This window comes from Streptomyces sp. Je 1-369 (assembly GCF_026810505.1).
Lineage (GTDB): Bacteria > Actinomycetota > Actinomycetes > Streptomycetales > Streptomycetaceae > Streptomyces.
Map to the genome: position 1 here is coordinate 7,300,354 of NZ_CP101750.1, position 26,102 is coordinate 7,326,455.

The 26,102-nt window shown below is 70.7% G+C and carries 23 protein-coding genes; 14 read left to right on the plus strand and 9 right to left on the minus strand.

Going from position 1 to position 26,102, the window contains the following annotated elements:
- Positions 1 to 49 precede the first annotated feature (49 nt).
- The 9 genes from mvk (at position 50) to aroC (ending at position 10,237) form a co-directional block, all read left to right on the plus strand.
- Positions 50 to 1,087 (plus strand): mevalonate kinase, encoded by a 1,038-nt coding sequence (gene mvk / locus NOO62_RS32695; RefSeq protein WP_268774397.1) that lies wholly within the window; start codon positions 50 to 52, stop codon positions 1,085 to 1,087.
- Entirely contained in the window at positions 1,077 to 2,132 is a 1,056-nt protein-coding gene (gene mvaD / locus NOO62_RS32700; RefSeq protein WP_268774398.1) for a diphosphomevalonate decarboxylase, read from the plus strand. Before mvk ends, mvaD begins: the two co-directional genes overlap by 11 nt.
- Positions 2,129 to 3,244, plus strand: coding sequence for a phosphomevalonate kinase (locus NOO62_RS32705; protein WP_268774400.1), 1,116 nt, complete (start codon positions 2,129 to 2,131; stop codon positions 3,242 to 3,244). Before mvaD ends, NOO62_RS32705 begins: the two co-directional genes overlap by 4 nt.
- Entirely contained in the window at positions 3,241 to 4,332 is a 1,092-nt protein-coding gene (gene fni / locus NOO62_RS32710) for a type 2 isopentenyl-diphosphate Delta-isomerase (RefSeq protein ID WP_268774401.1), read from the plus strand. Before NOO62_RS32705 ends, fni begins: the two co-directional genes overlap by 4 nt.
- Positions 4,329 to 5,387, plus strand: coding sequence for a hydroxymethylglutaryl-CoA reductase (locus NOO62_RS32715; RefSeq protein WP_268774402.1), 1,059 nt, complete (start codon positions 4,329 to 4,331; stop codon positions 5,385 to 5,387). The genes fni and NOO62_RS32715 overlap by 4 nt, the downstream gene beginning before the upstream one ends.
- Before the next feature lie 3 nt (positions 5,388 to 5,390).
- On the plus strand, positions 5,391 to 6,566 hold the full coding sequence (locus tag NOO62_RS32720; RefSeq protein ID WP_268774403.1) for a hydroxymethylglutaryl-CoA synthase: 1,176 nt from the start codon (positions 5,391 to 5,393) through the stop codon (positions 6,564 to 6,566).
- A 4-nt stretch (positions 6,567 to 6,570) separates the two neighbouring features.
- Positions 6,571 to 7,566: a 3-oxoacyl-ACP synthase III family protein gene (locus tag NOO62_RS32725; protein WP_268774404.1), complete on the plus strand. Its 996-nt coding sequence runs from the start codon at positions 6,571 to 6,573 to the stop codon at positions 7,564 to 7,566.
- A 171-nt stretch (positions 7,567 to 7,737) separates the two neighbouring features.
- Entirely contained in the window at positions 7,738 to 9,006 is a 1,269-nt protein-coding gene (gene aroA / locus NOO62_RS32730) for a 3-phosphoshikimate 1-carboxyvinyltransferase (RefSeq protein WP_268774405.1), read from the plus strand.
- 46 nt (positions 9,007 to 9,052) lie between these two features.
- Positions 9,053 to 10,237, plus strand: a complete 1,185-nt coding sequence (gene aroC, locus NOO62_RS32735) for a chorismate synthase (RefSeq protein WP_268774406.1) — start codon at positions 9,053 to 9,055, stop codon at positions 10,235 to 10,237.
- Positions 10,238 to 10,413: 176 nt separating this feature from the next.
- Here the strand turns inward: aroC and NOO62_RS32740 are convergent, their stop codons facing one another.
- The 9 genes from NOO62_RS32740 to NOO62_RS32780 form a co-directional block, all read right to left on the minus strand.
- A complete protein-coding gene (locus NOO62_RS32740; protein ID WP_268774407.1) occupies positions 10,414 to 11,043 on the minus strand; it encodes a hypothetical protein in 630 nt (209 codons plus the stop codon).
- A gap of 49 nt (positions 11,044 to 11,092) precedes the next feature.
- Positions 11,093 to 12,301, minus strand: a complete 1,209-nt coding sequence (locus NOO62_RS32745; protein WP_268774408.1) for a phage tail sheath family protein — start codon at positions 12,299 to 12,301, stop codon at positions 11,093 to 11,095.
- A 148-nt stretch (positions 12,302 to 12,449) separates the two neighbouring features.
- Entirely contained in the window at positions 12,450 to 13,475 is a 1,026-nt protein-coding gene (locus NOO62_RS32750) for a methyltransferase (protein WP_268774409.1), read from the minus strand.
- Positions 13,476 to 13,522: 47 nt separating this feature from the next.
- Positions 13,523 to 14,005 (minus strand): PhzA/PhzB family protein, encoded by a 483-nt coding sequence (locus NOO62_RS32755; protein WP_268774410.1) that lies wholly within the window; start codon positions 14,003 to 14,005, stop codon positions 13,523 to 13,525.
- A 22-nt stretch (positions 14,006 to 14,027) separates the two neighbouring features.
- The gene (gene phzG, locus NOO62_RS32760; RefSeq protein WP_268774411.1) at positions 14,028 to 14,678 is read right to left on the minus strand and encodes a phenazine biosynthesis FMN-dependent oxidase PhzG; all 651 of its coding nucleotides are present in this window, start codon (positions 14,676 to 14,678) and stop codon (positions 14,028 to 14,030) included.
- Positions 14,671 to 15,507, minus strand: a complete 837-nt coding sequence (locus NOO62_RS32765; RefSeq protein ID WP_268774412.1) for a PhzF family phenazine biosynthesis isomerase — start codon at positions 15,505 to 15,507, stop codon at positions 14,671 to 14,673. The genes phzG and NOO62_RS32765 overlap by 8 nt, the downstream gene beginning before the upstream one ends.
- A 500-nt stretch (positions 15,508 to 16,007) precedes the next feature.
- The gene (locus tag NOO62_RS32770) at positions 16,008 to 17,279 is read right to left on the minus strand and encodes an NAD(P)/FAD-dependent oxidoreductase (RefSeq protein WP_268774413.1); all 1,272 of its coding nucleotides are present in this window, start codon (positions 17,277 to 17,279) and stop codon (positions 16,008 to 16,010) included.
- Positions 17,279 to 17,602: a 2Fe-2S iron-sulfur cluster-binding protein gene (locus NOO62_RS32775; protein WP_268774414.1), complete on the minus strand. Its 324-nt coding sequence runs from the start codon at positions 17,600 to 17,602 to the stop codon at positions 17,279 to 17,281. Before NOO62_RS32775 ends, NOO62_RS32770 begins: the two co-directional genes overlap by 1 nt.
- A gap of 300 nt (positions 17,603 to 17,902) precedes the next feature.
- Positions 17,903 to 18,829: a LysR family transcriptional regulator gene (locus tag NOO62_RS32780; protein WP_268774415.1), complete on the minus strand. Its 927-nt coding sequence runs from the start codon at positions 18,827 to 18,829 to the stop codon at positions 17,903 to 17,905.
- A gap of 242 nt (positions 18,830 to 19,071) precedes the next feature.
- On the opposite strand from NOO62_RS32780, the gene NOO62_RS32785 reads away from it, so the two are divergent.
- From NOO62_RS32785 to NOO62_RS32805, 5 genes are all read left to right on the plus strand, one after another.
- Positions 19,072 to 20,373, plus strand: coding sequence for a cytochrome ubiquinol oxidase subunit I (locus NOO62_RS32785; RefSeq protein ID WP_268774416.1), 1,302 nt, complete (start codon positions 19,072 to 19,074; stop codon positions 20,371 to 20,373).
- A 61-nt stretch (positions 20,374 to 20,434) separates the two neighbouring features.
- On the plus strand, positions 20,435 to 21,457 hold the full coding sequence (gene cydB, locus NOO62_RS32790; RefSeq protein WP_268774417.1) for a cytochrome d ubiquinol oxidase subunit II: 1,023 nt from the start codon (positions 20,435 to 20,437) through the stop codon (positions 21,455 to 21,457).
- A gap of 30 nt (positions 21,458 to 21,487) precedes the next feature.
- Positions 21,488 to 23,230 carry a thiol reductant ABC exporter subunit CydD gene (cydD, locus tag NOO62_RS32795; protein ID WP_268774418.1) on the plus strand — a complete coding sequence of 581 codons (1,743 nt, stop codon included), beginning with the start codon at positions 21,488 to 21,490 and terminating at the stop codon, positions 23,228 to 23,230.
- Positions 23,227 to 24,984 carry a thiol reductant ABC exporter subunit CydC gene (cydC, locus tag NOO62_RS32800; protein WP_268774419.1) on the plus strand — a complete coding sequence of 586 codons (1,758 nt, stop codon included), beginning with the start codon at positions 23,227 to 23,229 and terminating at the stop codon, positions 24,982 to 24,984. Before cydD ends, cydC begins: the two co-directional genes overlap by 4 nt.
- 118 nt (positions 24,985 to 25,102) lie before the next feature.
- Positions 25,103 to 26,101 carry a TIGR03842 family LLM class F420-dependent oxidoreductase gene (locus tag NOO62_RS32805; RefSeq protein WP_268774420.1) on the plus strand — a complete coding sequence of 333 codons (999 nt, stop codon included), beginning with the start codon at positions 25,103 to 25,105 and terminating at the stop codon, positions 26,099 to 26,101.
- Position 26,102: the final 1 nt, after the last annotated feature.

Sequence of the window (26,102 nt, forward strand, 5' to 3'; positions counted from 1 at the left end):
TCTCTGGAACGGCTCATTCATTCCTAGAAATCTGGATGATGCGATCTCCATGCGGAAAACACAAAGGGAGCCGAGTGCGTTGACGACACCGAGCTCAGCGGAAGGGGTGTCAGAAATCCGTCGCGCTCGCTCCGTCGGAATCGGTCGCGCCCACGCGAAGACCATTTTGCTGGGGGAGCACGCGGTCGTTTACGGGGCTCCCGCCCTCGCGCTCCCGGTGCCCCAGCTCGCGGTCACGGCGAGCGCCGGCTGGTCCGCGCAGTCACCGGGTGACGCCGGCGACGTGTCGCTGACAATGACCGGTTCTGCCTCCCGGCCGGTGGCCACCCAGGCCTCCGACTGGCTCCGGAGACTCAGTGCCGAGTTCCGGAAGACCATGAACGTCTCCGACGACGTGCACCTCGACGTGATCCTGGACTGCGCGATCCCGCCGGGCCGCGGCCTCGGCTCCAGCGCGGCCTGCGCACGCGCCGTGGTCTTCGCGCTCGCCGACCTCTTCGACCGCGAGGTCACGCCGCAGACGGCGTTCGACCTCGTGCAGACCGCCGAGAACGTGGCGCACGGCCGCGCGAGCGGCGTCGACGCCACCGCCGTGGGCGCACCGGGGCCCCTGCTGTTCCAGCAGGGCCGTTCCGAGGAACTGCCCATCGGATGCGAGGAGTTGTTCATCATCGCCGACAGTGGCGAGGTGGGCAGGACCAAGGACGCGGTCAGCATGCTCCGCGAAGGCTTCCAGCGCCACGCGGGTGCGCAGGAGAGCTTCGTACGCCGTGCCACGGACCTCACCGAAGAGGGCCGGCACGCACTCGCCGACGGAAAGCCCGAGGAGCTCGGCACCCGCATGTCGGAGTATCACGAACTGCTCCGCGCCTCCGGATTGAGCACCGACCGCATCGACGCCCTGGTCGAAGGGGCGCTCTCCGCGGGCAGCCTCGGCGCCAAGATCACCGGCGGCGGCATGGGCGGCTGCGTGCTCGCACTGACCCAGTCCGAGCAGGCGAGCGCGGTCACCCGGCGGCTGCACGAAGCAGGCGCCGAACAGACATGGGTCGTACCGTTGAGGGGGTTTGCCGGCCATGGTCGCTGAACGACAGGCCACGGCGGTGCGGACCGCACCGACGGGCACGACGGGCAGCGCGACCGCCGTCGCGCACCCGAACATCGCACTGATCAAATACTGGGGCAAGCGCGACGAGCGGCTCATCCTGCCGCGCACCGACAGCCTCTCGATGACCCTGGACATCTTCCCGACCACCACCCGCGTGCGACGGAGCCCCGGAGCGGATCACGACGAAGTGACGCTCGGCGGCGCCCCCGCACAGGGTGAGGCCCAGCGGCGCATTGTCACCTTCCTCGACCTGGTCCGCGAGCGGGCCGGAATCGCCGACCGCGCCGTCGTGGACACCGAGAACACCGTCCCCACCGGGGCGGGCCTCGCCTCCTCCGCCAGCGGCTTCGCCGCCCTCGCCGTCGCCGCGGCCGCCGCCTACGGCCTCGACCTCGACGCCACCGCCCTGTCCCGCCTGGCCCGGCGCGGATCCGGGTCGGCGTCCCGCTCCCTCTTCGGGGACTTCGTGGTCTGGCACGCCGGACGCCACGACGCCACCGAGGAGGAGGCGGACCTCAGCTCGTACGCCGAGCCGGTCCCCACCGGGCCGCTCGACCCCGCCCTCGTCGTCGCCGTCGTCAACGCCGGACCCAAGGACGTGTCCAGCAGGGCGGCCATGCGCAGGACCGTCGACACCTCACCGCTCTTCGAACCCTGGGCCGTCTCCAGCAAGGACGACCTGACCGACATGCGCAAGGCACTCGGCCGCGGCGACCTCGAAGAGGTCGGCGAGATCGCGGAGCGCAACGCACTGGGCATGCACGCCACGATGCTGGCGGCCCGTCCCGCCGTGCGCTACATGTCGCCCGCCTCGCTCACCGTCCTCGACAGCGTGCTGCGGCTCAGGAAGGACGGCGTCCTCGCCTACGCCACCATGGACGCCGGGCCCAACGTGAAGGTGCTCTGCCGCAACGCGGACGCCGACCGGGTGGCCGGTGTCGTGCGCGGTGCGGCGCAAGGCGGCGCCATCCACATCGCCCGCCCCGGCCCGGGCGCCCGGCTGCTCAGCGGGGACGGACGGTGACCGGACGGCCGACGGTCGTCCGGCGCGCGCCGGGCAAACTGTTCGTCGCCGGTGAGTACGCGGTGGTGGATCCCGGCAACCCGGCGATCCTGATCGCCGTCGACCGGTACGTCACCGTCACCGTGTCCGACCCTGGTGACCCGGTCGTTGTCCTCTCCTCCGACCTCACCCCGCACACGGCGCACTGCCGCTGGCGGGACGGCAGGCTCGGCGGGACGCGACCGCGGGACGAACAGCTGCTCCACGACAGCTTCGCCCACGTGGCCGCGGCGATCGAGACCGTCGGCCGGCTGCTCGCCGAACGAGGACTGCCCGCACCCGCGCTCGACGTCTCGGTCAGCAGCGAACTGCACGACAACGGCACCAAGTTCGGATTCGGGTCGAGCGGCGCGGTCGTCGTGGCGACCGTCGCCGCCATGGCGGCCCACTGCGGCCTCCACCTGACGCGCGACGCCCGCTACCGCCTCGCGATGCTCGCCACGGCGGGCTTGGAGCCCAAGGCCTCCGGCGGCGACCTGGCCGCGGGCACCTGGGGCGGCTGGATCACCTACCGGGCGCCCGACCGGGCCGCCGTCCTCGACCTGGCCGGCAGGGCGGGCATCGAGGAGGCCCTGCGCGTGCCCTGGCCCGGCCACGAAATACGCGCACTGCCGCGGCCCACGGGCCTCGCACTGGAAGTCGGCTGGACCGGGACACCGGCCTCCACCCCGTCCCTCGTCTCCGGCCTCGACCGGCGGACGTGGCGGGGCAGCGCATCGCACCAGAAGTTCGTGGAGACCAGCAACGACTTCGTGCGGGCCTCGGTCGACGCACTGGAGGGCGGCGACCGCGAGGGCCTGCTGCGGCAGATCCGGCGCGCCCGGAACGAGCTGGCCCGCCTCGACGACGAGGTCGGGCTCGGAATCTACACGCCACGGCTGACCGCACTGTGCGAGGCCGCCGAAGCCGTCGGCGGCGCCGCCAAGCCCTCCGGGGCGGGCGGCGGCGACTGCGGCATCGCGCTGCTGAACGCCGAAGCGGCACAGGACATCGCTCACGTACGGAAACGGTGGACCACGGCGGGCGTGCGGCCCTTGCCGATCCGTCCCGCCATGGAAGGGAACACAGAATGATCTCTCAACGCAAGGACGACCACGTCCGGCTCGCTGTCGAGCACGCGCGTCAGCACAGCGGACACAACCAGTTCGACGAGGTGTCGTTCGTCCACCACGCCCTGGCCGGCATCGACCGGCCCGACGTGTCCCTGGCCACGACCTTCGCCGGCATCTCCTGGCCGGTGCCCCTCTACATCAACGCGATGACCGGCGGCAGCGTCAGCACCGGCATCATCAACCGCGACCTGGCCATCGCCGCCCGCGAGACCGGCGTCGCCGTCGCCTCCGGGTCCATGAGCGCGTACTTCAAGGACCCGTCGTGCGCCGACACGTTCAGCGTGCTGCGCAAGGAGAACCCCGACGGGTTCGTCCTCGCCAACGTCAACGCGACGGCCTCGGTCGACAAGGTGCAGCGCGCCATCGACCTCGTACAGGCCAACGCCCTGCAGATCCACATCAACACCGCGCAGGAAACACCGATGCCCGAGGGCGACCGGTCGTTCTCCTCCTGGGTCCCGCAGATCGAGAAGATCGCGGCGGCCGTCGAGGTCCCCGTCATCGTCAAGGAGGTCGGCAACGGCCTCAGCCGTGAGACCGTCCTGCTCATCGAGAGCCTCGGCGTCCAGGTCGCCGACCTCGGCGGCCGCGGCGGCACGGACTTCGCCCGCATCGAGAACGGCCGGCGCGAGCTCGGCGAGTACGCGTTCATGCACGGCTGGGGACAGTCCACCGCGGCCTGCCTCCTGGACACGCAGGACGTCGGCATCCCCGTCCTCGCCTCCGGCGGCGTGCGCAACGCGCTCGACGTCGCCCGCGCGCTGGCGCTCGGCGCGTCCGGCGTCGGCGCGTCCGGCGGATTCCTGCGCACCCTGAAGGACGAGGGCGTCTCCGCGCTGATCGCGCAGATCTCGACGTGGCTCGACCAGCTCGCCGCCCTGCAGACCATGCTCGGCGCGCGCACCCCCGCCGACCTGACGCGCTGCGACGTGCTCATCCGCGGTGAACTCCGTGACTTCTGCGCCGACCGAGGCATCGACACGGGACAGTTCGCGCAGCGTTCCCGTTCCGTCGAGGCCGCCCACCAGCTGACGGGGAGCACCCGATGACCGAGACCCATGCGATAGCCGGCGTCCCGATGCGGTGGGTCGGCCCCCTGCGCATCTCCGGGAACGTCGCCACCACCGAGACCCAGGTCCCCCTCGCCACCTACGAGACGCCGCTGTGGCCCTCCGTGGGCCGCGGCGCCAAGGTGTCCAGGCTCGTCAAGGAAGGCATCGTCGCCACGCTCGTCGACGAGCGGATGACCCGCTCGGTGCTCGTCGAGGCGACGGACGCGCAGACCGCCTACGTCGCCGCGCGGGCCATCGACGCGCGCATCGACGAGCTGCGAGAAGTGGTGCGCGGCTGCAGCAGGTACGCCCAGCTCATCAACATCCGGCACGAGATCAACGCCAACCTGCTCTTCATCCGCTTCGAGTTCACCACCGGCGACGCCTCCGGCCACAACATGGCGACGCTCGCGTCCGACGCGCTCCTGAAGCACCTGCTCGAGACCATCCCCGGCATCTCCTACGGGTCGATCTCCGGCAACTACTGCACGGACAAGAAGGCCACCGCGATCAACGGCATCCTCGGCCGCGGCAAGAACGTGGTCACGGAGCTCCTGATCCCGCGTGACATCGTCACCGATGTGCTGCACACGACGGCCGCGAAGGTCGTCCAGCTGAACATCCGCAAGAACATGCTCGGCACCCTGCTCGCCGGCGGCATCCGCTCGGCGAACGCCCACTACGCCAACATGCTCCTCGGCTTCTACCTCGCCACCGGCCAGGACGCGGCCAACATCGTCGAGGGCTCGCAGGGCGTCACCATGGCCGAGGACCGCGACGGCGACCTCTACTTCGCCTGCACCCTGCCGAACCTGATCGTCGGCACGGTCGGCAACGGCAAGGGCCTCGAGTTCGTGGAGACGAACCTCGCCCGGCTCGGCTGCCGGGCCGACCGCGAGCCGGGCGAGAACGCCCGCCGCCTCGCGGTGATCGGGGCGGCGACGGTGCTGTGCGGAGAGCTCTCGCTCCTCGCCGCGCAGACGAACCCCGGCGAACTGATGCGTGCACATGTCCAGTTGGAGCGCGGCAACCAGGAAAAGGTCGGTGTGTAGGGCATGGCCAGTGACTCAGGCATAGGAATCCACGATCTGTCGTTCGCGACGACCGAGTTCGTGCTGCCGCACACGGCGCTCGCCGAGTACAACGGCACGGAGATCGGCAAGTACCACATCGGCATCGGCCAGGAGTCGATGAGCGTGCCGGCGGCCGACGAGGACATCGTCACGCTGGCCGCCGCCGCGGCCGCCCCGATCGTCGAGCGGCACGGCAGCGAGCGCATCCGCACGGTCGTCTTCGCCACGGAGTCGTCCATCGACCAGGCCAAGTCCGGCGGTGTGTACGTCCATTCGCTGCTCGGGCTGCCCTCGGCGGCGCGCGTGGTCGAGCTGAAGCAGGCCTGTTACGGGGCGACCGCCGGGCTCCAGTTCGCGCTGGGCCTGGTGGCGAGGGACCCCTCGCAGCAGGTCCTCGTGATCGCCAGTGACGTGTCCAAGTACGAACTGGACAGCCCCGGCGAGGCCACGCAGGGCGCGGCCGCCGTCGCCATGCTGGTCGGCGCGGACCCGCAGCTCATCAGGTTCGACGGCCCTTCCGGGCTGTTCACCGCGGACGTCATGGACTTCTGGCGGCCCAACTACCGGGACGCCGCGCTCGTCGACGGGCAGGAGTCGATCTCCGCCTACCTCCAGGCCGTCGAAGGCTGCTGGAAGGACTACACGGAGCAGGGCGGGCACTCCCTCGACGAGTTCGCCGCGTTCTGCTACCACCAGCCCTTCACCAAGATGGCGTACAAGGCCCACCGCCACCTGCTCAACTACTGCGGGTACGACACCGACAAGGACGTCATCGAGCAGGGGCTCGGCCGGACCACGGCGTACAACCGGGTCATCGGCAACAGCTACACGGCGTCCGTGTACCTGGGCCTCGCCGCGCTGCTCGACCAGGCCGACGACCTGACCGGCCGCTCCATCGGCTTCCTCAGCTACGGCTCGGGCAGCGTCGCGGAGTTCTTCGCGGGCCAGGTCGTCCCCGGCTATCGCGACCGGCTGCGCACCGCCGAGCACCAGAAGGCCATCGCGCGCCGCACGGAGCTCGACTACGCGGGCTACAAGGAACTGCACGAGCGGTCCTTCCCGACCGACGGCGGGGACTACCCCACACCGGTGCAGACCGGCGGGCAGTTCCGTCTCGCCGCCCTGCGCGGCCACAAGCGCATCTACGAACGGCGGTAGGCGCATGACGGACATGGCGACCGACATCGCCGTTCTCGGCACCGGCCACTACGTGCCGGACCGCATCGTCTCCAACGACGAGGTCGGGGCCCCGGCCGGGGTCGAGGGCGAGTGGATCGTACGCAAGACCGCGATCCGGGAACGGCGGTGGGCCGCACCGGACGAGGCCACCTCGGACCTGGCGGTCAAGGCCGCACGGGCCGCCCTGGAGTCGGCGGGCATCACCGCGGCCCAGCTGTCCGTGATCGTGGTGGCCACGTCCACCCCGGACCGGCCCCAGCCGCCGACCGCGGTGTACGTGCAGCAGAAGCTGGGCGCGCTCGGCGCGGCCTCCTTCGACGTCAACGCGGTCTGCTCGGGCAGCATGTACGCGCTCTCCGTGGTCGAGGGCATGCTGGCACGGCGGGGCGGCCACGCCCTGGTGATCGGCGCCGACGTGTACTCGCGGATCCTGAACCCCGCCGACCGCAAGACGGTCGTGCTGTTCGGCGACGGCGCGGGGGCGATGGTCCTCGGCGCGGGCACCGGCGGCACCGGGGCGCGGGTGCGGCACGTCGCGCTGCACACCTTCGGCGAGCTCGCGGACCTGATCCGCGTCCCCGCAGGCGGCAGCAGGCAACCCCCCGACCAGGCCGTCCTCGACGCGGGACTCCAGTACTTCGCGATGGACGGACGCGAGGTGCGCCGCTTCGTGCTGGAACAACTGCCGCAACTCACCAAGCAGTTCCTGCACGAGGCGGGGGTGGTGCCCGACGACATCGCGCACTTCGTGCCGCACCAGGCCAACGGCGTCATGCTCGACACGGTGATCGAGGACCTGTCCCTGTCCCGTGCCACCACGCACCTGACGCTGGAGCACTACGGCAACACCGGCGCGGCCTCCATCCCGATCACGCTGGACAAGGCCGCCCGCGAGGGCGCCTTCGCCCCCGGCGACCTGATCCTGATGGCCGGCTTCGGCGGCGGCATGGCCGCGGGGCTCGCGCTGCTCGAATGGTGAAGGGTCCCCGGACCTGACGGCCGCCACCGACGGTCACCCCCGAACGGGCCGGGGAGCTCCACTTCCCCCAAGCGAGCTCCCCGGCCTTGCAGCACCCCGAACTTCACCCCACACTCCACCCCGCACTCTTCACCCCACACTTTTCGTCGCCGCGCCGCAGGAGGCACCCGCGTGATCACGGAAAAGGAGCCCGGCACCGGCCTGGCCGCCCGCATACCGGGATCCAAGAGTCTGACCAACCGCCTGCTGCTCCTTGCCGCCGCGGCCGACGGCACGAGCACCGTCCGCGCGCCGCTCGTGAGCGAGGACACGGTCGCCTTCCGCGAGGCACTCGGCGTGTGCGGCATCCCCGTACAGACAGGCCCGGGGGACACCCTCTGGAAGGTCACCGGCACCGGACGCGGCCCCACAGGATCCGCCCGCCCCTGGTGCGCCGACGCGGGAACCGCGGCCCGCTTCCTGCCCCCCTTCGCCGCCACCGGACACGGCAGCTTCCTCTTCGACGGCTCGTCGCAACTGCGCGCCCGTCCGCAGCGCCCCCTCATCGAAGCGCTCCGCGCCCTGGGCGCCGACCTCGAACCGGGCCCCGGCAACGGGCTTCCCCTGCTGATCCGCGCCCAGGGAATCGAGGGCGGCGACCTCTCCGTGGACTCCTCCCTGAGCAGCCAGTACCTCAGCGGTCTCCTCATGGCGGCCCCCCTGATGCGCCGCGGCCTGCGGATCCGCACCGGCAGCCTCGTCAGCCGCCCCTACATCGACATGACCCTCGCCCTGATGCGACGCTTCGGAGCCCACGTCGACGAGAGCACGGACGGCACCATCGATGTCGCACCGCGGCCCTACGACGCCACCGACATCGTGGTCGAACCCGACGCGTCGTCCGCGTCGTACGTCTTCGCCGCCGCGGCCGTCACCGGACGCACCGTCACCGTGCCCGGCCTCGGCACCGAAAGCCTCCAGGGTGACCTGCGCTTCGTCGACGTCCTGCGGCGGACCGGCGCCGACGTCCACATCGGCCCGACCGCCACCACCGTGACCGGCGACGGCACGCTGCGCGGCGGCTTCACCGTCGACATGGGCGAGATCTCCGACACCTTCATGACCCTCGCGGCCATCGCACCGCTCGCCGACGCGCCCATCACCATCACCGGCGTCGCCCATGCCCGGCTCAAGGAGTCCGACCGCGTCGCCGCCATGGCGGAGAACCTCCGGGCCTGCGGCATCGAAACCGCCGAAGGACCGGACCGGCTCACCATCCACCCCGGAGTGCCGCGCCCCACCCGCATCGCCTGTCACCGCGACCACCGGATCGCGATGTCGTTCTCGGTCCTCGGCCTCGCCGTACCGGACACGATCTCGCTGGACGACCCGGACTGTGTGGCCAAGACGTTCCCCGAATTCCACGACGAGATACGCCGCCTGTTCCAAGACGGGGTCTGAGTACCGACAGCGCCCCACGCACCGACCGCACCACAGAGGAGCACCGTTGAGCAGGTTGCGTTGGCTGACCGCGGGGGAGTCGCACGGACCCGCGCTTGTCGCGACGTTGGAGGGTCTTCCCGCCGGCGTTCCGGTGACGACGGAGATGGTGGCGGATCATCTGGCGCGACGACGGCTCGGCTATGGCCGGGGTGCGCGGATGAAGTTCGAGCGTGATGAGGTCACGTTCCTGGGCGGGGTCCGGCACGGGCTGAGCATGGGCTCGCCGATCGCGGTGATGGTGGGCAATACGGAGTGGCCCAAGTGGGAGCAGGTGATGTCGGCCGATCCGGTGGATCCGGAGGTACTGGCCGATCTCGCCCGTAATGCTCCGCTGACGCGGCCGCGCCCGGGGCACGCGGATCTGGCGGGGATGCAGAAGTACGGCTTCGAGGAGGCGCGTCCGGTCCTGGAGCGGGCGTCGGCGCGGGAGACCGCGGCGCGGGTGGCGCTGGGTGCGGTGGCGCGGTCGTTCCTGAAGGAGACGGCCGGGATCGAGATCGTCTCGCATGTGACGGAGCTGGCGGCGGCCAAGGCGCCGTACGGGGTGTACCCGACTCCGGCGGATGTGGAGAGGCTGGACGCGGACCCGGTGCGCTGTCTGGACGCGGATGCGTCGAAGGCGATGGTCGCGGAGATCGACCAGGCTCATAAGGACGGTGACACCCTGGGTGGTGTCGTCGAGGTGCTTGCGTACGGGGTGCCGGTGGGGCTGGGTTCGCATGTGCACTGGGACCGGCGTCTGGACGCGCGTCTGGCGGCCGCGCTCATGGGCATTCAGGCGATCAAGGGTGTCGAGGTGGGTGACGGCTTTGATCTGGCGCGGGTGCCGGGTTCGAAGGCGCACGATGAGATCGTCACCACCGAGGATGGTATCCGTCGCACTTCGGGCCGCTCCGGTGGTACGGAGGGTGGGTTGACCACGGGTGAGCTGTTGCGGGTGCGGGCGGCGATGAAGCCGATCGCGACGGTGCCGCGGGCGTTGGCGACGATCGATGTGGTGACGGGTGAGGCGGCCAAGGCGCATCACCAGCGTTCGGACGTGTGTGCTGTTCCGGCGGCGGGCATCGTCGCGGAGGCGATGGTGGCGCTGGTGCTTGCGGACGCGGTCGCGGAGAAGTTCGGGGGCGACAGCGTTCCCGAGACGCGCCGCAACGTGCAGTCCTACCTCGACAACCTGTCGTTCAGCTGAACCGGCTTAGCCATAAAACCAGTTGAGCCGGGACCCTGAGCGCGCAGATGGAGGCGACCCCCACTGGAGGCCGCCTCCATCAGAGGCTCCGTCGCACTCTACCCTGCTCTCTCCCGCTGAGCAGGCCGTGCGTTCCACGAAGCCGTTCCTACGTCAGTACCCGCGCCGGACGGCGATCACGCGGCCTCCTTGCGCTGCCGGTCCATGAGGTGCCGCAGGACGAGCCATTCCCGTACATCCCAGGAATGCCCCGAAGAGCAGCTGATGCTGCTGTTCCCGGCCACGGCACCGGAACTGTGCGGTGACGCGTCGATCGTGCCCGGGCATCTGTCCACCACGCACTGCCGGGTCAGCGGAGTACGGTCGCCCCGATCGGGATCGATGAGGCGGAGCAGTTCGGCCTTGAGTCCCTGGATCTCGGACGCGAAGTCCTCGGCCGGCGGCTGGGTCGTGAGCCACTCCAGATGGTGCAGAAGAAATCCCGTCAGGTGCGGTACGGAACGGCTCGGGACCGTTACTCCGAGTTCATCCGCCACGTAACTCGCCCACGATTCCAGAATGGCGACGATATTGCTCCGGGCGTCGAGCGCGGAGACATTCAGATGGTCCCGCTTGCGGCTTCCGGACACCTTGGTCGGGTTGCGCCGCCGGGACGTCGCCATGACGTGGTGCAAACCTTCCTGGTGGAGGCCGGGGAGTGCGCGCAGATCGCGCTCCAGCCTTTTGACGCAGGCGTCGCAGAGCGACGAATCGTTGACGTCACGTATCTCCGCTCTGTGGTGTCCCGAGCATGAGTGAATCTCCATAGGTTTTGTCTCCTTGTTGTGGCTGGACAGTCCCGCGGGGCCGTCCCGGTCAAGTGATTCTGTTGCCTGTGTCGTGCTGGACGCGGAACGTGACGAACTCGGCGGGCCGCAGGGCGGCGAGGCCGACGTCGAGGTTCACGCGGCCGCTCGCCACGTCCTCGGGGGTGTTGTTGGTGTCGTCGCAGACGACCTCGAAGGCTTCGGCCGGGGACGCGCCGGGCAGCGCGCCCTGACGCCAGAGCCCCTTCAGGAACGTTGCCGTGGACTGCCGTATCAGAGACCGCAGTTGCGCCGTGTTGGCGTCGAACGCGGCCCATCGGGTGCCCTGTTCGAGAGAGGCGCGGGTGTAGTTCACCAGGCGGCGCACGCCGAGGTCCGCCCAGTCGGCGTCGGTGGACAGTGTCCGCGCGCTCAGCACCCGGACGCCCTGGCCCTGGACGTACCGCAGGCAGTTCACCCCGTGTCCGGTGACCGACTCCCGTTCGACCTCGGTCAGTTCACGCTCCTGCTTGATCACGCCCACCAGTGCGCCCACCGGCGTCGTATGGACGCCCTGCTCCGTGTCGGCGCGGCAGCACATCCCCGACACATGGCCCGAGGGCGGCACCAGGCGTTCGCGCCCGCCGACCTCGGTCACCGTGATCCACGGATAGTGCACGGCGACGTACTGGGCGTCCGGCTCCGCGAGCCCGAACGGCCTGTAGCGCACGTCGACGGGGTCTAGGCCCTGCCGGGTGTGCAGCAGGGCGACCCGGTGCCCCACGCGGCTGCAGTGCCCGGCGATCTCGTGCGCGACGCGGTCCGCGTCCTCCGCCACCCGCCACAGATCCGGAGCCACCACGAGGCTGATCTCCGGCAGCCGCTCCAGCCTGGCCAGAGCGGACCGGTAGGCCGCGATCCGGTCCCGCTCCCCGCCGTCGTCCGGCGCGGCGTCCCCCGTTCCCAGGACCCACGCCCCGCCACCGCCGTTGCGGAAGTGGCCGAGCACGGCGTCGTGGACGTGGGACGGCGCCTCCCCCTCGTTCCTGCGCGACGAGAACGCCTCGATGAACTCCAGCGGGTGCCGTACGAAGGCGGGCTTGCCCGGCAGGCCGGGGGCGTCCCCGATGAAGGCGGCCACCGAGGCGTGCACGCCGTGGATGAAGGGCGCGCCGTGGCCCACTCCCCGTGCGACGTCCGCCTCGCGGAGCCGGACACCCGGGCCGAGGGGTCCTGCGGTGGTTGCTGTGCGCGGTTGATTCGGCTGCTGTTGTGGCATGCAGACTCCTCGGTCACGACGTGAGGGAGATCCACGACCGGGTGGCGCGGACCGGAGCGGCCGGACTTGAGCCCGTCCGGAGCTGCGGCGTGCCGGAGCTCCGGCACGCTGGAGACGCAGCCCGCTCGAGACTCGGCCCGCCGAAACTTCAGCCTGCCGGAGTGAGCACCAAGGCGGAGGTTTCCATGGGCAGTTGGACACACTGCTCGATGGACAGACCGGTGCGGTCCGCCAGATCGCGGTACTCGCCGATGGAACGCTGATGACCGCCGTTGACGACCATCAGATGGAGGTCCCACAGCGGGGCCAGCAGGCCGGACTTGCCGTCCTGGACGACCATCTCGATGATCAGGAGGCGGGAGTGCGGGGCCATGGCCTCGCGTACGGAACGCAGGAGACGTACGCAGTCCTCCTCCTGCCAGTCGCCGAGGACCCGGGACAGCAGATAGGTGTCGGCCTCGCGCGGGACCGGGGTGGTGAACATGTCCCCGGCGACGAGCTCGGCGCGGTCGGCCCCCACGGTCTGTTCCAGGTGCGCGTGGGCGATGGGCATGGTGTGTTCGAGGTCGATCAGGGTCCCGCGGGCCTCCGGTGCGGCGCCGAGGGCGGTGGCGAGCAGCTGGCCGCTGCCGCCGCCGATGTCGACGATGTGCCGGTCGGCCGTGAAGTCGATGTGCTGGGGGACCGCGTCGAAGGAGAAGTTCTTCGCCTGGGCCTTCATGGCCCGCTGGAAGCGCTCGGCGGCATCGGGGTCCTCGCCCAGATAGCCGACGAGGGAGCGCCCGTACGCCTTCTCGAAGCCGGTCCTGCCGGTACGGAACGTCTCGATCGAGTTCCCCCAGGCCTGGTAGAACTCCTCGCCGTAGAGCAGGGAGACGTCACGCAGCGAGCCCGGCCTGTCCCGCAGCAGGTCACCTATTTCGGTGGTGCGGTAGCCGTCGTTCTCGTCGCCGTCCACGACGCCGAGACGCAGCAGCAGGCGCAGCAGTCGCCGGACGGCGTCCTCGTCCGCTCCCGCGGCCTTGGCGAGCTCGGCCGGGCCGGTGTGCCCCGCCGCGATCAGGTCGGGCAGACCCAGCTTCGCCGCCGCGTAGACCGCCTGGGTGTGCCAGGCCGCGGTGATGAGGTCGATGGTGGCGCGGGCCGCCGGTCGGGGGGTGCTCTCCGGGCTCATGAGCTGTCTTCCTTCGAACGGGTATGGGGGGTTCGGGGTTCCCAGGTTCAGGAGGGGATCCAGTCGCGCTTGATGTGTGGGGTGTCGATGCTCAGGGCGCGCATGTGCTCGATGGGGTTGGTGTATTCGCGGCTGGCGGCGATCTGTCCGTCGTCCAGGGTGAAGCCGTGGATGAAGTGGTTGCGGTAGTGGCCCTCGGGGTAGCCGGGGAAGCGGATGGTGCCCTCGCCGTCGCACTCCACCCAGATGACCGCCGGGTCCTGGGTCTCGTAGATCCGCACGTCGGACCACTCCCAGTCGGGCAGCACCTGCAGGGAGAGTTCGCCGTGTTTTTGCAGCTTGGCGCGGCCCTTCACCACGATGGGGCGGCCGATGTCGGTGTTGAACAGGGCCGCGGTGCCGTCCTGGGTGTAGAGGGTGTAGCGGCGCAGCCGGGCCTCGGGCCCGGTCTCCATGTACTGCTCCACGGCCCGCCGGTTGCGGGCGCGCAGCTCGAGGTGGTCGGTGAACACCGGGGCAGGGGCAGTCATCACATCTCCGGGTAGGTGGGGGTCAGGGCTGCAGGCGGGTGGTGTCCCAGCCGCTGTCGGTGCGGTCGTAGCGCAGCCGCTCGTGCAGCCGGTCGGTGCCGTTGGCCCAGAACTCCACCGCGGCCGGCTCCAGGACGTAGGCCGCGAACGCCTTCGGGCAGGGCAGCGGCCGGGGCGGCTGGCCCAGTTCCAGGGCGCGGGCGCGGATGTCCTCCAGGTGGTCCAGGTCGCGCAGCGGCTCGCTCTGCAGCGAGACGGTGGACATGGCGTGGGTGAACACCGCGCGCGCCGCCCACAGTTCCTCCGCCTGGGCGCGCGGCAGCCGGCGCACCGGTCCGGCCACGGTGATCTGCTGGCTGGTCTCGCGCCAGTACAGCACCCCCGAGGCCCAGGGGTTGGCGCTCAGCTCGCGGCCCTTCTGGCTGCCGGTGTGGGTGATGAACACGATGCCGGTGTCGGTGACCTGATTGACCGCCAGGATCCGCGAGGAGGTGCGCCCCTGCGCATCGGCGGTGGCCAGGGCCAGCGCGCGCGGCTCGCGCACGCCCTGCTCGGTGGCCGCCTTCAGCCAGGCCGACAACAATCCCAGCGGCTCCGCGGGCGGGGTGCGGAACTCGGCGAACTCCACCTCCACCGAGCCCGTCATCGTCTCGGAACGCCGTACATCAGACATGGATCATTCCCTCTATGGTGACGACGCCGTGGCCCGAGACCTCGACGGAGTCGACGCGGTCGCCCTCGCCCTGGACCAGCGCGCTCATGGGGGAGGGGCGGCCGATCTCGATGCCCTGGGTGATCTCGATGCGCTGCCCGTACGAGGCGAGGCCGTGCCGGGCCGCGTGAATGGCGATGGGGCCTGCGACGGAGCCGGTGGCGGCGTCCTCCACGACTCCGTAGGCGGGCGAGAACATGCGGTTGCGCCAGGTGGTCCCGGAGCCCGCGATGCAGTTCGTCGCCATGTCGGGGAAGCTCGCGAGCGCGCGGTGGTCGGGGTCGACCTTGGAGAGGGCCTCGAAGCTCTCGAAGCCGACCAGGACGTGCCGGGGGCCGTTGCGGTAGATCTCCACCGGCAGCGTCGACTCGCGGATGCCGAGGGCGTCGAGGAGCTCGTCGGCGCGGTCGAACGGCTCCCACACGGGCACCGGCTGGCGCATGCTCGTGGAGACGACCTTCCCGCCGACGCGCTGCAACTCGAAGGGGATCTCGCCCATGGCGGTCTCGATCCGCAGCTGTTCCGCGTCGGTGCGCTGCCCCAGCGCGATGGCGGTGCCGAGCAACGGGTGTCCGGCGAAGGGCAGTTCGTTGACGGGTGTGAAGATCCGCACGTGGAAGTCCCCGCCCTGCTTGGGCCCGAGGACGAACGTGGTCTCCGAGAGGTTCATCTCCCGGGCGATGCGCTGCATCTGCTCGGCGCTCAGGTCGTCGGCGTCGAAGAAGACCGCGACCGGGTTGCCGGTGAGAGGCTCTCGGGCGAACGCGTCGACCACTACGTAGTTGTGCATCAGCTCTCCACTGTCGAGGTGCCGGGCCGGCGCTCGGGGGAGGGCGCCGGCCCGGCGGTTCATGGGGTGTGGTGCGGAACGATGCCTACGATGCGCGATCGATCTTTGATCGGAACTGAATCCCGCTGGAATGACGCGGAGTGCGTTCTGGGCGCAGCGCTCCGACGGTCTCCCGGCGGGGTGCGCTCGCAGATTCAGCGATTCAGCGATCCAGCGATGAAGTGACGCTCAGGCGGAATGTATCGAGAGCCCCCGTTGGCCTGGGGGCGATCCTGCCTGATTAAACAAATCAAAGCAATAGCTTTTGTACGTTTTACTTCCGAACGCAAGACGTAATTCGGCCGTGCTTCGGCATGCCTGAACCGGCCTTTGGTGCTCATTCAAGAATTACGAGGTCAGGACTCAGGTCAATTCAGCAACAATTACCTGACAACTCAATCCGGAGCGGCGCGCGACGGGAATTCGGAAGTTGCAATTCCGGTCGCGCGCGTCCGGCGCCGTCACAGAGCCACCGGCGCCTCCGTCCCGCGCCCGGCGAGGCTTCGGAGGTACTCCCTGAGGCTGAATCCCGGCGCCGTGGCCTGCTGGGGCGTCAGATCCGTGCCCTGCGTCAGGAGGCGGCGTGCCGCGAGGTGATCGGTAGGCCGGTTGACGGACTCGACCGCCTGCAGATCATCTCCGCGGAAAAGGAGCACGGAGAAGGCGTCCGGGTCGGTGCCGAGGACCACCTCGGTCTCGTGGCCCTCGTTGAATCCCGCGATCTGCACGGTCGTGGAGAATTGATCACTCCAGAACCAGGGCAGTTCGTCGTACGCGCGAGGTGACCCCGCGAGCCGTCGGGCGACCGCCTGCGCGTGTCCGACGGCATTCTGCACGGATTCGAGCCGCAGCCGGTTTCCGGAGCGCACCTGCGGGAACGCCGCGCAGTCGCCGATCGCCGAGATGTGCGGATCGGCGGTCCGCAGCTGCGCGTCGACGGTGATGCCGCCGTTCACCGGCAGGCCGGCCGCCGCGGCGAGTTCCGTGCGCGGGGTGACGCCGACGCCGATCAGGACCAGGTCGGCGGGGAGCCTGCTGCCGTCGGCCAGCTCCACGGCCGTCACGTTCGAACGGCCGTCGCCGTGCAGGGCCTTGACGCCCCGACCGAACAGCAGCTCCGTGCCGTTGCTCCGGTGCAGCCACGTGAAGTGCTCCGCGGTCGGCGCCGACACGACCCGGGCGAGCGGGCGGTCGAGCGCCTCGACGACCGTCACCTCGACGCCCGCCTCCCGCGCCACGGCGGCGAATTCGAGCCCGATGAAGCCGGCCCCCACCACCACCGCGCGCCGCGCCCCGGCCAGCGACGCCTGCAGGGCGACGGCGTCCTGCGCGGTGCGCAGGGTGTGCACGCCGCGCAGCTCCTTGCCCGGCACGTCGAGCGTGCGAGGCGTGGCGCCGGTGGCGAGAACGAGGTGCCCGTAGTCGTAAGCGGAACCGTCGGCCAGCCGCACCGAGCGGGCGGCCGGGTCGATGTCCGTGACGGTGCCGGAGACCAGGTCGATCGACTGGCGCACGTAGTACGTCGCGGGTCGCAGCCACAGCATGGCCTCGTCCGCCTCGCCCTTGAGGTACGCCTTGGACAGCGGCGGACGCTCGTAGGGGAGCGCGTCCTCCGCGCTGATGAGCGTGATGGGCCCCTGGTAGCCGTGCTCCCGCAGGGACGCCGCGGTCTGGTACCCGCCCTGACCCGCCCCCACCACGACGACCGAGTCGGGCTGTGTGCGGTCCGTCATCAGTTCTGCCGTTCCGGGGTGTGGACGATCAGGCCGTCGAGGGCGTCGCTCGACTTGAGCTGGCAGCTCAGCCGGCTGTTCGGCTTGCGCGGGCACGCCGTGAAGTCGAGCATCTCGTCCTCGCGCTCCTTCGGCGGCTCCAGCTTGTCCAGCGTGGTCTCGTCGACGTACACGTGGCAGGTGGCGCACTGCATGTTGCCGCCGCACTGGGCGACGATGCCGTCGATGTCGTTGAAGACCGCGCCGCGCATGACGCTCGTGCCCGCCGGGACGTCGATCGTGGTCTGGTTGCCGTCGACGGCGACGTACGTGATTTTGGGCATGGGGAACTCCTTGATGGCATCCGGACGTGCGCGAGGGCGGACCGTGGTGCGGATGGCCTGGCAACCGGAAAACGGCAAGTGGAAAACAGCAAGTGGAAAACGGAAGGTGGAGACGGCGCGCCGACGGCCGGAGAGGGAACGCGGACACCCCTGTCGGCTCGCCATCACTCGCTGGCCGTCGGGACACGCGACGTCCTGGGCCAGGGCTGTGGCAGCGGTTGGAGAGTACCAAACCGATTCAGGCCAAGCCAGGACCCGCCGACGGCCCGGGGGTTGACTCAGTCTTGACTCAGGGATGACTCAAGGCTGACGTCCGCGGCCGCGGCGCTTGTCGGGCAGGCGGTGCGTCATGAAGGGCCTGCTGGTCGTGAACTCCCGGAATTTCACCGCGGCGTCGGAGAGGTACGTGTCGCGGCTCCACACCAGCGTGAGCACCCGATGGCAGTCCGGTGCGTTCAAGTGCACCCAGGCGACCGGGACTTGGGAGTCCGTACCGGCCTGGCGGGAGATGGCGGGGATGAGGCCGATGCCGAGCCCGGCGCTGATCATGTCCTGGCTCGCGCCCGGTTCGTCGCCCTCGCAGGAGATCATCGGGGTCAGGCCCTCGGACGCGAACAGGCGGTCCAGGAGCGTGCGTTGCCACTGGCCGATGCGGGTCGTCACGAACGGCTCGGTGGCGATCTCACGGATCGTCACACTCTCCTGGCCGTCGAGCCAGTGCCCGCGCGGGACGGCGAGCAGCACCTCCTCGCGGGCCAGCTCGATCATCTCCAGGTTCGTGCCGGTCAGCGGCTGCGAGGCCACGCAGAAGTCGACCTCCCTGGCGCGCAGCTGGCGGTCCATCTCCTCCGCGTTGGACTGGAAGAGGCGTACGTCGGCGCGGGGGTAGGCGGCCCGGAAGCTGCCGAGGAGGTGCGTGATCGTCAGGAGGGTCTCGGAGGCGACGCCGACCCGGCCGAACGCCGTGTCGCGGGCGTCGCTCAGGACCCGGCGGGCGTCGTCGAGCTCGCTCAGGGCGCGGTCCACGTGGTGCAGGAACACCACGCCGTACTGATTCAGCCGGATGCGGCGGCCCTGCCGGTCGAAGAGGGGGGTGCCGAGCTCGGACTCCAGGCGCGCGATGGTGCGGCTCAGGGAGGGCTGGGCGACGTGCAGCTCCTCCGCGGCACGGCTGATGTGCTCGTAACGGGCGACTGCCTGGAAGTAGCGCAACTGCAGAAGATCCATGATCCACCTTCACACATGCCCTTATGCCTTCCGGGACATCATCACATGGCAAAACCGGTCTTGGATTGCATAAGGATTTCTCTCTACGGTTCTTATCGAGGTCACCGCACAGGTGGCGGGCAACGCGGCCCGGCACCTGCACACGCGAAGCGGCGGCCCCACCGTCCACCGTCCGCCACGACCGGCACACCGAACCCCCCCAGCCGTCCCCCCGGCAACCGTCCCCCCAGGAAGGTCGCATCATGAGCGCTGCGGATCTGGCCCGACTCCAGTTCGCGGCCACGACCGGCATCCACTGGCTGTTCGTGATCCTCACCATGGGGCTCGTCCCCATCGTCGCGATCATGCACACCCGGGCCGCGTTCACCCGTGATCCCGCCAGAAGAGCAGTCCGGGAGCGCATGACCCGCTTCTGGGGTCAGCTCTACGTCATCAACTACGCGGTCGGCATCGTCACCGGCCTCGTCATGGAGTTCCAGTTCGGGCTCAGCTGGAGCGGCCTCAGCAAGTTCGCGGGCAACGTCTTCGGCGCCCCGCTGGCCCTCGAAACCCTCATCGCCTTCTTCGCCGAGTCCACCTTCCTCGGCATGTGGATCTTCGGCTGGGGCCGACTGCGCAGGGGCGTGCACGTCACGCTCATCTGGCTGGTCGCCCTGACCGCGTACGCCTCCGGGTACTGGATCCTGATCGCCAACGGCTTCATGCAGCACCCCGTCGGCTACGAAGTGCGCGACGGCGCCGCCTACCTGACCGACTTCGGGGCGCTGCTCACCAACTCCAGCGCCCTCATGGCCCTCTTCCACCTCTCGCTGGGAGCCCTGACGACGGGCGGCGTCTTCATCGCCGGCGTCAGCGCGTACCACTTCCTGCGCGGCACCAAGGAGACCGAGCTCTTCCGCCCCTCCCTGAAGCTCGGACTCTGGATCTCGACGGTCGCCTCGTTCTTCGTCGTCATCGTCGGCGAGATGCAGCGCCCCATCATCGAGCGCACGCAGCCCATGAAGGACGCGGTCCTGGAGAACAGCGGCGTCGCCGAACTACAGGCGCAGCTCGTCAAGGAACACGGGCCGGGCAACTACGTGCCCTGGCAGGACACCATGCGGATCTCGATGGACGTCATGACGCTCATCGGCAACACCGTGTCCACCATCACCTTCATCGCCCTCATCCTTCTCTGGAAGGACCGGCTGATGCGCTGGCGCTGGGCCTCCTGGATCCTCGTCGCGACCATCCCCTTCCCGTTCATCGCCTCCGTGGGCGGCTGGATCGTCCGCGAGGTCGGACGCCAACCGTGGATCGTGTACGGCGAGTTGACGGTAGAGGACGCGCTCTCCCACGTCGGGAAGACGTCACTGCTGTTGTCCTGCATCCTCTTCATCGCCATCTTCGTCGCCCTCGCGGTGACGAACTGGACGCTGATCACCAAGTTCGCCCTCCGCGGCCCCGACGCCACCCAGCTCGGCGTCAGCGAGCCGCTCCCGGACGACGTGCCCGAAGGGCCGGGAGGCAGCGCCGACGAGAAGCAGCCGGTGCCCGCACTCTGAGCCGGACCGACCCGGCACCCCCACAGAAGACCTCCCCTGCTGTAACGGAAAGTTGAGCGAGATGAGTCTGGAGACCGTCTGGCTGGCCCTCCTCGGCCTGCTACTCGCCGGGTACTTTGTACTCGGCGGCTACGACTACGGCGCACAGATGCTGCACCCCTTCCTCGGCCGCGACGGTCAGGAGGAGAAACGCACCAGCGGAAACGCCGCCCTCGACGCCATCGCGCCGTTCTTCCTGGGCAACGAGGTCTGGCTGGTCGCCTTCGCCGGCGTGCTGTTCGGCGCCTTCCCGCACCTCGAAGGCACCCTCCTGTCGGGCATGTACCCCCTGATCGTCGCGATCCTCGCCGGACTGGTCCTCGGCAACGCCGCGGTCCAGCTGCGCCGCCGCTCCCACAGCGCCCGCGGCCGCCGGACGTGGGACGCCCTGATCGTGTTCGGCGGCGCCGTCCCCGCCCTGTGCTGGGGACTCGTCGTGGGGCTGCTGCTCCACGGGGTGCCCCGCCGCGCCGACGGCAGCTTCCACATCGGGTTCGGCGAGGTGTTCTCACCGTTCGTCCTGGCCTGCGGCGTCACCACCACGCTGCTCTTCGCGGCACACGGCGCGACCTTCGTCGCCCTGCGCTCCGGGCCCGAACTCGCGGACAGGGCGCGGAAGACGGCGTCCAGCCTGCTCGTCGGCGTAGCCGCCGTCGGAGCCCTCGCGCTGCTCCTCACGGTCTTCGGCGCGGGCGCCTCCATGACGAACCGCACGACGTCATGGATCATCGCCGCACTGATCGTCGCGGCACTCGGCGCCGCCTGGTGGTACCTCGGCCGCGGCCACAACGTCCTCGCGTTCGCCGCCACCTGCTGCGCCACCGCGCTCCCGGTGCTGCTCCTCGGGGCAGGGCACTACCCGTACCTCCTGATCACCGAGGCCGGCGCGGGACTGGACATCGACCACGCCATCACGGACGACGCCACGCTGAAGATCCTCAGCGGCTTCGGGGTCCTGGTGATCCCGACGATCCTCGCCTACCAGTTCTGGAGCTGGTGGGCCTTCCGGGGGCGGACGGGACAGCGTCACCCCAGCTACTTCTGACCCCCGGAAAGCGACGAGAGGTACCCCACGATGAAGCCCGTCGAACGCCGCCTGATGCGGGACATCCCAGTGCTGCGGCGCCACATGACGTACTCCTCGGTACTGGCCCTGGCGGGCGCCGGGCTCATCGTCACCCAGGCCGTCCTGCTCGCGACGGCCCTCGCCGACGGCTTCGCCGGACACGGCATCCGCACCGGCACCCTGGCCGCCCTCGGCGCCGTCATGGCCCTGCGCGCCCTGCTCACCTGGGCCCGCGGCGCGCTCGCCCAGCGCGCCGCGGCCACCGCCAAGGCCACCCTGCGCGACCGGATCACCGGACAGCTCCAGCGGACGGGACCCCTGCAACTCGCCGACCGCCGCCACGGCGAGACGGCCACCCTGCTCACCCGCGGCCTCGACGCCCTCGACCCCTACGTCGTCGGCTACCTGCCCACCCAGGCGGCCGTCGCCGTCGTACCCCTCACCGTGGTCGCCTGGGTCGGCTTCACCGACTGGACCTCGGCACTCATCATCGTCATCACCCTGCCGCTCATCCCCGTCTTCGGCGCACTGGTCGGCATGCACACCGCCCAACGCACCGCCCGCCAATGGCGGTTGCTCTCCCGGCTCGGCGGCCACTTCCTCGACGTGGTGGCCGGACTGCCGACGCTCCGCGCCTTCGGCCGCGAACACCACCAGACCAAGGTCGTGCACGACATGGCGGACGCCCACCGGCGCGCCACCATGCGGACCCTGCGCGTGGCGTTCCTCTCCTCCCTCGTCCTGGAGACGGTCGCCACCCTCTCCGTCGCCCTCGTCGCCGTCCCGGTCGGACTGCGCCTGCTGCACGGCGACGTCGGCCTGCACACCGCCCTCGTCGTCCTCTTCCTCGCCCCCGAGGCGTACCTGCCGCTGCGCGCCATGGGCGCCGCCTTCCACGACAGCGCCGAAGGCATCTCGGTGGCCGAACGGGTCTTCGCCGCCCTCGACGAGGAGGACACGGCCCGGGCCGACGCCGACCGCGCCCCCGCGCCCGACGCCCGCACGGCGGCCCTCGCCCTCGACGACGTCACCGTCCACTACCCGGGCCGCACCGAACCCGCCCTGCGCAACGTCTCCCTGACCATCGGCCCCGGCGAGCACGTCGCCCTGGTCGGCCCGAGCGGCGCGGGCAAGTCCACGCTGCTCTCGCTGCTCCTCGGCTTCGTCACCCCCGCGTCGGGCCGGGTCGAGGCCGGCGGCACCGACCTCGCCGGCCTCGACCCCGACGACTGGTGCGCCCAGGTGGCCTGGGTGCCGCAGCGACCGCACCTGATCGCGGGGACCGTCGCCGAGAACATCCGCCTCGGCCGCCCCGACGCGACCGACGCCGAGATGCGCGAAGCGGCCCGCGCCGCCTGTGCCGACCTCTTCGTCGAGGAGCTGCCCCACGCGTACGACACCGTGCTCGGCGAGCACGGCGCCGGGCTCTCCGCAGGTCAGCGCCAGCGGATCGCACTGGCCCGCGCGTTCCTCAAGGACGCGCCGGTGCTACTGCTCGACGAACCGACGGCACACCTCGACCCGGAGAGCGAGGCCGCCGTCACGCGCGCCACGGTCGCCCTCATGCGCGGCCGCACGGCGATCGTGGTCGCCCACCGCACGAGCCTGCTGCCGCACGCGGACCGGATCATCACGGTACGGGCGGGCACGATCGCCCAGCCCGAACCGGTCACAGCGAACCCGCCGTCCCGCGCACACGCAGCGACCCCCTCCCTCGTACCCGTCGCCCCGGAAAGGCTGGTGGTCTCATGACCTCGTACGTCAAGGCCGCCGCCCCCGGACCCGCCCGGGGAACACGCCCCACCGCCCGCCTCCTCCACCACCTCCTGCCGTACTGGCGCAGGCTGTTGCCCGCCGCTCTCGCCGCGGCCGGCAGCGAACTCGCCGCCGCCGCACTGATGGCCACTGCGGCCTGGCTCATCACCCGCGCCGCCGAACAGCCGCCCCTCGCCGCGGTCAGTGTCGCGATCGTCGCCGTACGGGCCCTTGCCCTCGGCCGCGGCGCGCTCCGCTACATCGACCGGCTCCTCGGCCACGACGGCGTGCTGCGCGCCGTCGCGGGCTTCCGCGCCCGGGTGTTCGCGGCACTGGTGCCGCTCGCACCCGCAGGCACCCCCGCCTTCCGCAGCGGCGACCTCCTGACCCGACTCGTCGACGACGTCGACGCCGCGCAGGACCTGCTGCTGCGTGTCATGATCCCGGCCACCGCGGCGTTCGTGGTCGCCGCGGCCGCCACCGGCACGGTCGCGGTCCTGCTGCCGGGAGCCGGGCTGCTGCTCGGTCTGCTGCTAGCCGTGGCGGGCATCCTCGTGCCCGCCGCGGTGCTCGTCCTCTCCCGCCGCGCGGGCCGCGTCGAGAAGGCGGCGCGCGCCGAACTCGCCGCCGTCACCGTCGACCTGACCCAGGGCGCCGCCGACCTCGCCGCGTACGGCGCCCGCGGCCGCACCCACGACAAGGCCCGCGCCGTCACCGCACGCATCGCCACGCTCGAGCGCCACAAGGCGCTGACCACGTCGCTCGCCCAGGCCATGGTGCTCGTGCTGCAAGGCGTGGCGACGGTCGGCGTCACCTGGCTCGCGCTGCGCGCCCACGCGGCGGGCGACCTGCCCGCCGTGCAGCTCACCGTCCTCGCCGTCCTCGCGCTCGTCTCCTTCGAGGCGCTCGCGCCGCTGCCCGCCGCCGCCCGCCGCTTCGTCGAGGTCCGGGCCTCCGCGCAGCGCCTCGCCGACCTCTTCGACACCCCGGCGCCCGTCGCCGACCCACCGACCCCGGACCCGCTGCCCACCGACACACCACTCGACGTGACCATCACCGACCTGCGGGTCCGCCACGTCCAGGACAGCCCCCCGGCCCTGGACGGCGCGAGCCTGCGGCTGCCGGCCGGCCGTCGAGTGGTGCTCATCGGGGCCAGCGGGTCCGGTAAATCCACCCTGATCGCGGCGCTCATGCGATTCGTGCCGTACGAAGCGGGCAGCATCCGCGTCGGCGGGCGCGAGCTCAGCGGCTGCACGGGCGCCGACGCCCGCCGCGCCATCACCGGCATGACGCAGGACGCGCACGTCTTCCACGCCACGATCCGCGCCAACCTCGTCCTCGCGGCCCCCGGCGCCACCGACGCCGAACTGCGCGAAGCGGCCCGCAGGGCGAGGATCCTGGACTGGATCGAATCGCTCCCGGAGGGCTGGGAGACCGTGCTCGGCGGAGACGGCGCCACCGTCTCGGGCGGCCAGCGCCGACGCCTGCTGCTCGCCCGCGCGCTCCTCGCCGACCCGCCCGTCCTCGTCCTCGACGAACCCACCGAAGGCCTGGACCCGGACACCGCGTCCGAGGTGCTCGCCGACATCCTCGACGCCACCCGCGGCCGCACCACGCTCCTGGTCACGCACGAGCGCGCGGGCCTCGCCGGAGCCGACGAGATCGTGACCCTGGACCGGGGCCGGATCCGTCCCGCCACCGCGGAGGACCTGGACTCCGCGACGGACGGCCTGGCCGCCCTGGCGCTCTGAGACCGGTCCTGACCCACAGCCGGGTGCCCGTCGAGTCCCTCTTGCCAAGCCCCGGTGACCCGTCCAGGATTGTCCCTCCTCGGACGAGGGCGCGTGAGCGGAGTGAGGAGCGATGGCCATGGACTTTGGACTCGTACTGCAGACCGACCCGCCCGCCTCCGAGGTCGTCGGCCTCATGCGGCGCGCGGAGCGCAACGGCTTCCGCTACGGCTGGACCTTCGACTCGTCCGTGCTGTGGCAGGAGCCGTTCGTCATCTACAGCCGCATCCTCGAACACACCACACGGCTGACCATCGGCCCCATGGTCACCAACCCGGGCACCCGGACCTGGGAGGTCACCGCGTCGACCTTCGCGACACTCAACGACATGTACGGCAACCGCACCGTCTGCGGCATCGGACGCGGCGACTCCGCGATGCGCGTCGCGGGACGCAGGCCCAACACCCTGGCGCGGCTCGGCGAGGCCATCGACGTCATCCGTGACCTCGCCGAGGGGCGCGAGGCGGACATCGGCGGGCAGACGCTGCGGCTGCCGTGGGTCACGGACGGCAGGCTGCCGGTGTGGATGGCGGCGTACGGCCCGAAGGCGCTCGCGCTCGCCGGGCAGAAGGCCGACGGCTTCATCCTCCAACTCGCCGACCCGTACCTGACGCAGTGGATGATCAAAGCCGTGCGGGACGCGGCCGCCGACGCGGGACGCGACCCCGCGGACGTCAAGATCTGCGTGGCCGCGCCCGCCTACGTCGGCGACGACCTCGCGCACGCCCGCGAACAGTGCCGCTGGTTCGGCGGCATGGTCGGCAACCACGTCGCCGACCTGGTCGCCAAGTACGGCGAGCGCTCGTCGATGGTGCCCGAGGCCCTCACGGCGTACATCAAGGCACGCGAGGGGTACGACTACAGCCACCACGGCCGCACCGGGAACCCCGACACCGCCTTCGTGCCCGACGAGATCGTCGACCGGTTCTGTCTGCTCGGACCCGTCGAGTCGCACCTCGAACGGCTGCGTGAACTACGGGAGTTGGGCGTCGACCAGTTCGCGGTGTACGCGATGCACGACGCACGCGAGGAGGTCATCGACGCGTACGGCTCCTCGGTGATCCCGGAGTTCTCCTGAG

Bases quoted from the DNA above. Each gene is read 5' to 3' on its own strand.
- NOO62_RS32785 (WP_268774416.1), top strand. From the start codon at position 19,072: ATGAGCGCTGCGGATCTGGCCCGACTCCAGTTCGCGGCCACGACCGGC.
- NOO62_RS32750 (WP_268774409.1), bottom strand. From the start codon at position 13,475: ATGAGCCCGGAGAGCACCCCCCGACCGGCGGCCCGCGCCACCATCGAC.
- NOO62_RS32745 (WP_268774408.1), bottom strand. From the start codon at position 12,301: ATGCCACAACAGCAGCCGAATCAACCGCGCACAGCAACCACCGCAGGA.
- cydD (WP_268774418.1), top strand. From the start codon at position 21,488: ATGAAGCCCGTCGAACGCCGCCTGATGCGGGACATCCCAGTGCTGCGG.
- NOO62_RS32740 (WP_268774407.1), bottom strand. From the start codon at position 11,043: ATGGAGATTCACTCATGCTCGGGACACCACAGAGCGGAGATACGTGAC.
- NOO62_RS32720 (WP_268774403.1), top strand. From the start codon at position 5,391: ATGGCCAGTGACTCAGGCATAGGAATCCACGATCTGTCGTTCGCGACG.
- NOO62_RS32805 (WP_268774420.1), top strand. From the start codon at position 25,103: ATGGACTTTGGACTCGTACTGCAGACCGACCCGCCCGCCTCCGAGGTC.
- NOO62_RS32775 (WP_268774414.1), bottom strand. From the start codon at position 17,602: ATGCCCAAAATCACGTACGTCGCCGTCGACGGCAACCAGACCACGATC.
- mvk (WP_268774397.1), top strand. From the start codon at position 50: ATGCGGAAAACACAAAGGGAGCCGAGTGCGTTGACGACACCGAGCTCA.
- NOO62_RS32780 (WP_268774415.1), bottom strand. From the start codon at position 18,829: ATGGATCTTCTGCAGTTGCGCTACTTCCAGGCAGTCGCCCGTTACGAG.
- fni (WP_268774401.1), top strand. From the start codon at position 3,241: ATGATCTCTCAACGCAAGGACGACCACGTCCGGCTCGCTGTCGAGCAC.
- phzG (WP_268774411.1), bottom strand. From the start codon at position 14,678: ATGTCTGATGTACGGCGTTCCGAGACGATGACGGGCTCGGTGGAGGTG.
- NOO62_RS32715 (WP_268774402.1), top strand. From the start codon at position 4,329: ATGACCGAGACCCATGCGATAGCCGGCGTCCCGATGCGGTGGGTCGGC.
- cydB (WP_268774417.1), top strand. From the start codon at position 20,435: ATGAGTCTGGAGACCGTCTGGCTGGCCCTCCTCGGCCTGCTACTCGCC.
- NOO62_RS32770 (WP_268774413.1), bottom strand. From the start codon at position 17,279: ATGACGGACCGCACACAGCCCGACTCGGTCGTCGTGGTGGGGGCGGGT.
- NOO62_RS32765 (WP_268774412.1), bottom strand. From the start codon at position 15,507: ATGCACAACTACGTAGTGGTCGACGCGTTCGCCCGAGAGCCTCTCACC.
- cydC (WP_268774419.1), top strand. From the start codon at position 23,227: ATGACCTCGTACGTCAAGGCCGCCGCCCCCGGACCCGCCCGGGGAACA.
- mvaD (WP_268774398.1), top strand. From the start codon at position 1,077: ATGGTCGCTGAACGACAGGCCACGGCGGTGCGGACCGCACCGACGGGC.
- NOO62_RS32755 (WP_268774410.1), bottom strand. From the start codon at position 14,005: ATGACTGCCCCTGCCCCGGTGTTCACCGACCACCTCGAGCTGCGCGCC.
- NOO62_RS32725 (WP_268774404.1), top strand. From the start codon at position 6,571: ATGACGGACATGGCGACCGACATCGCCGTTCTCGGCACCGGCCACTAC.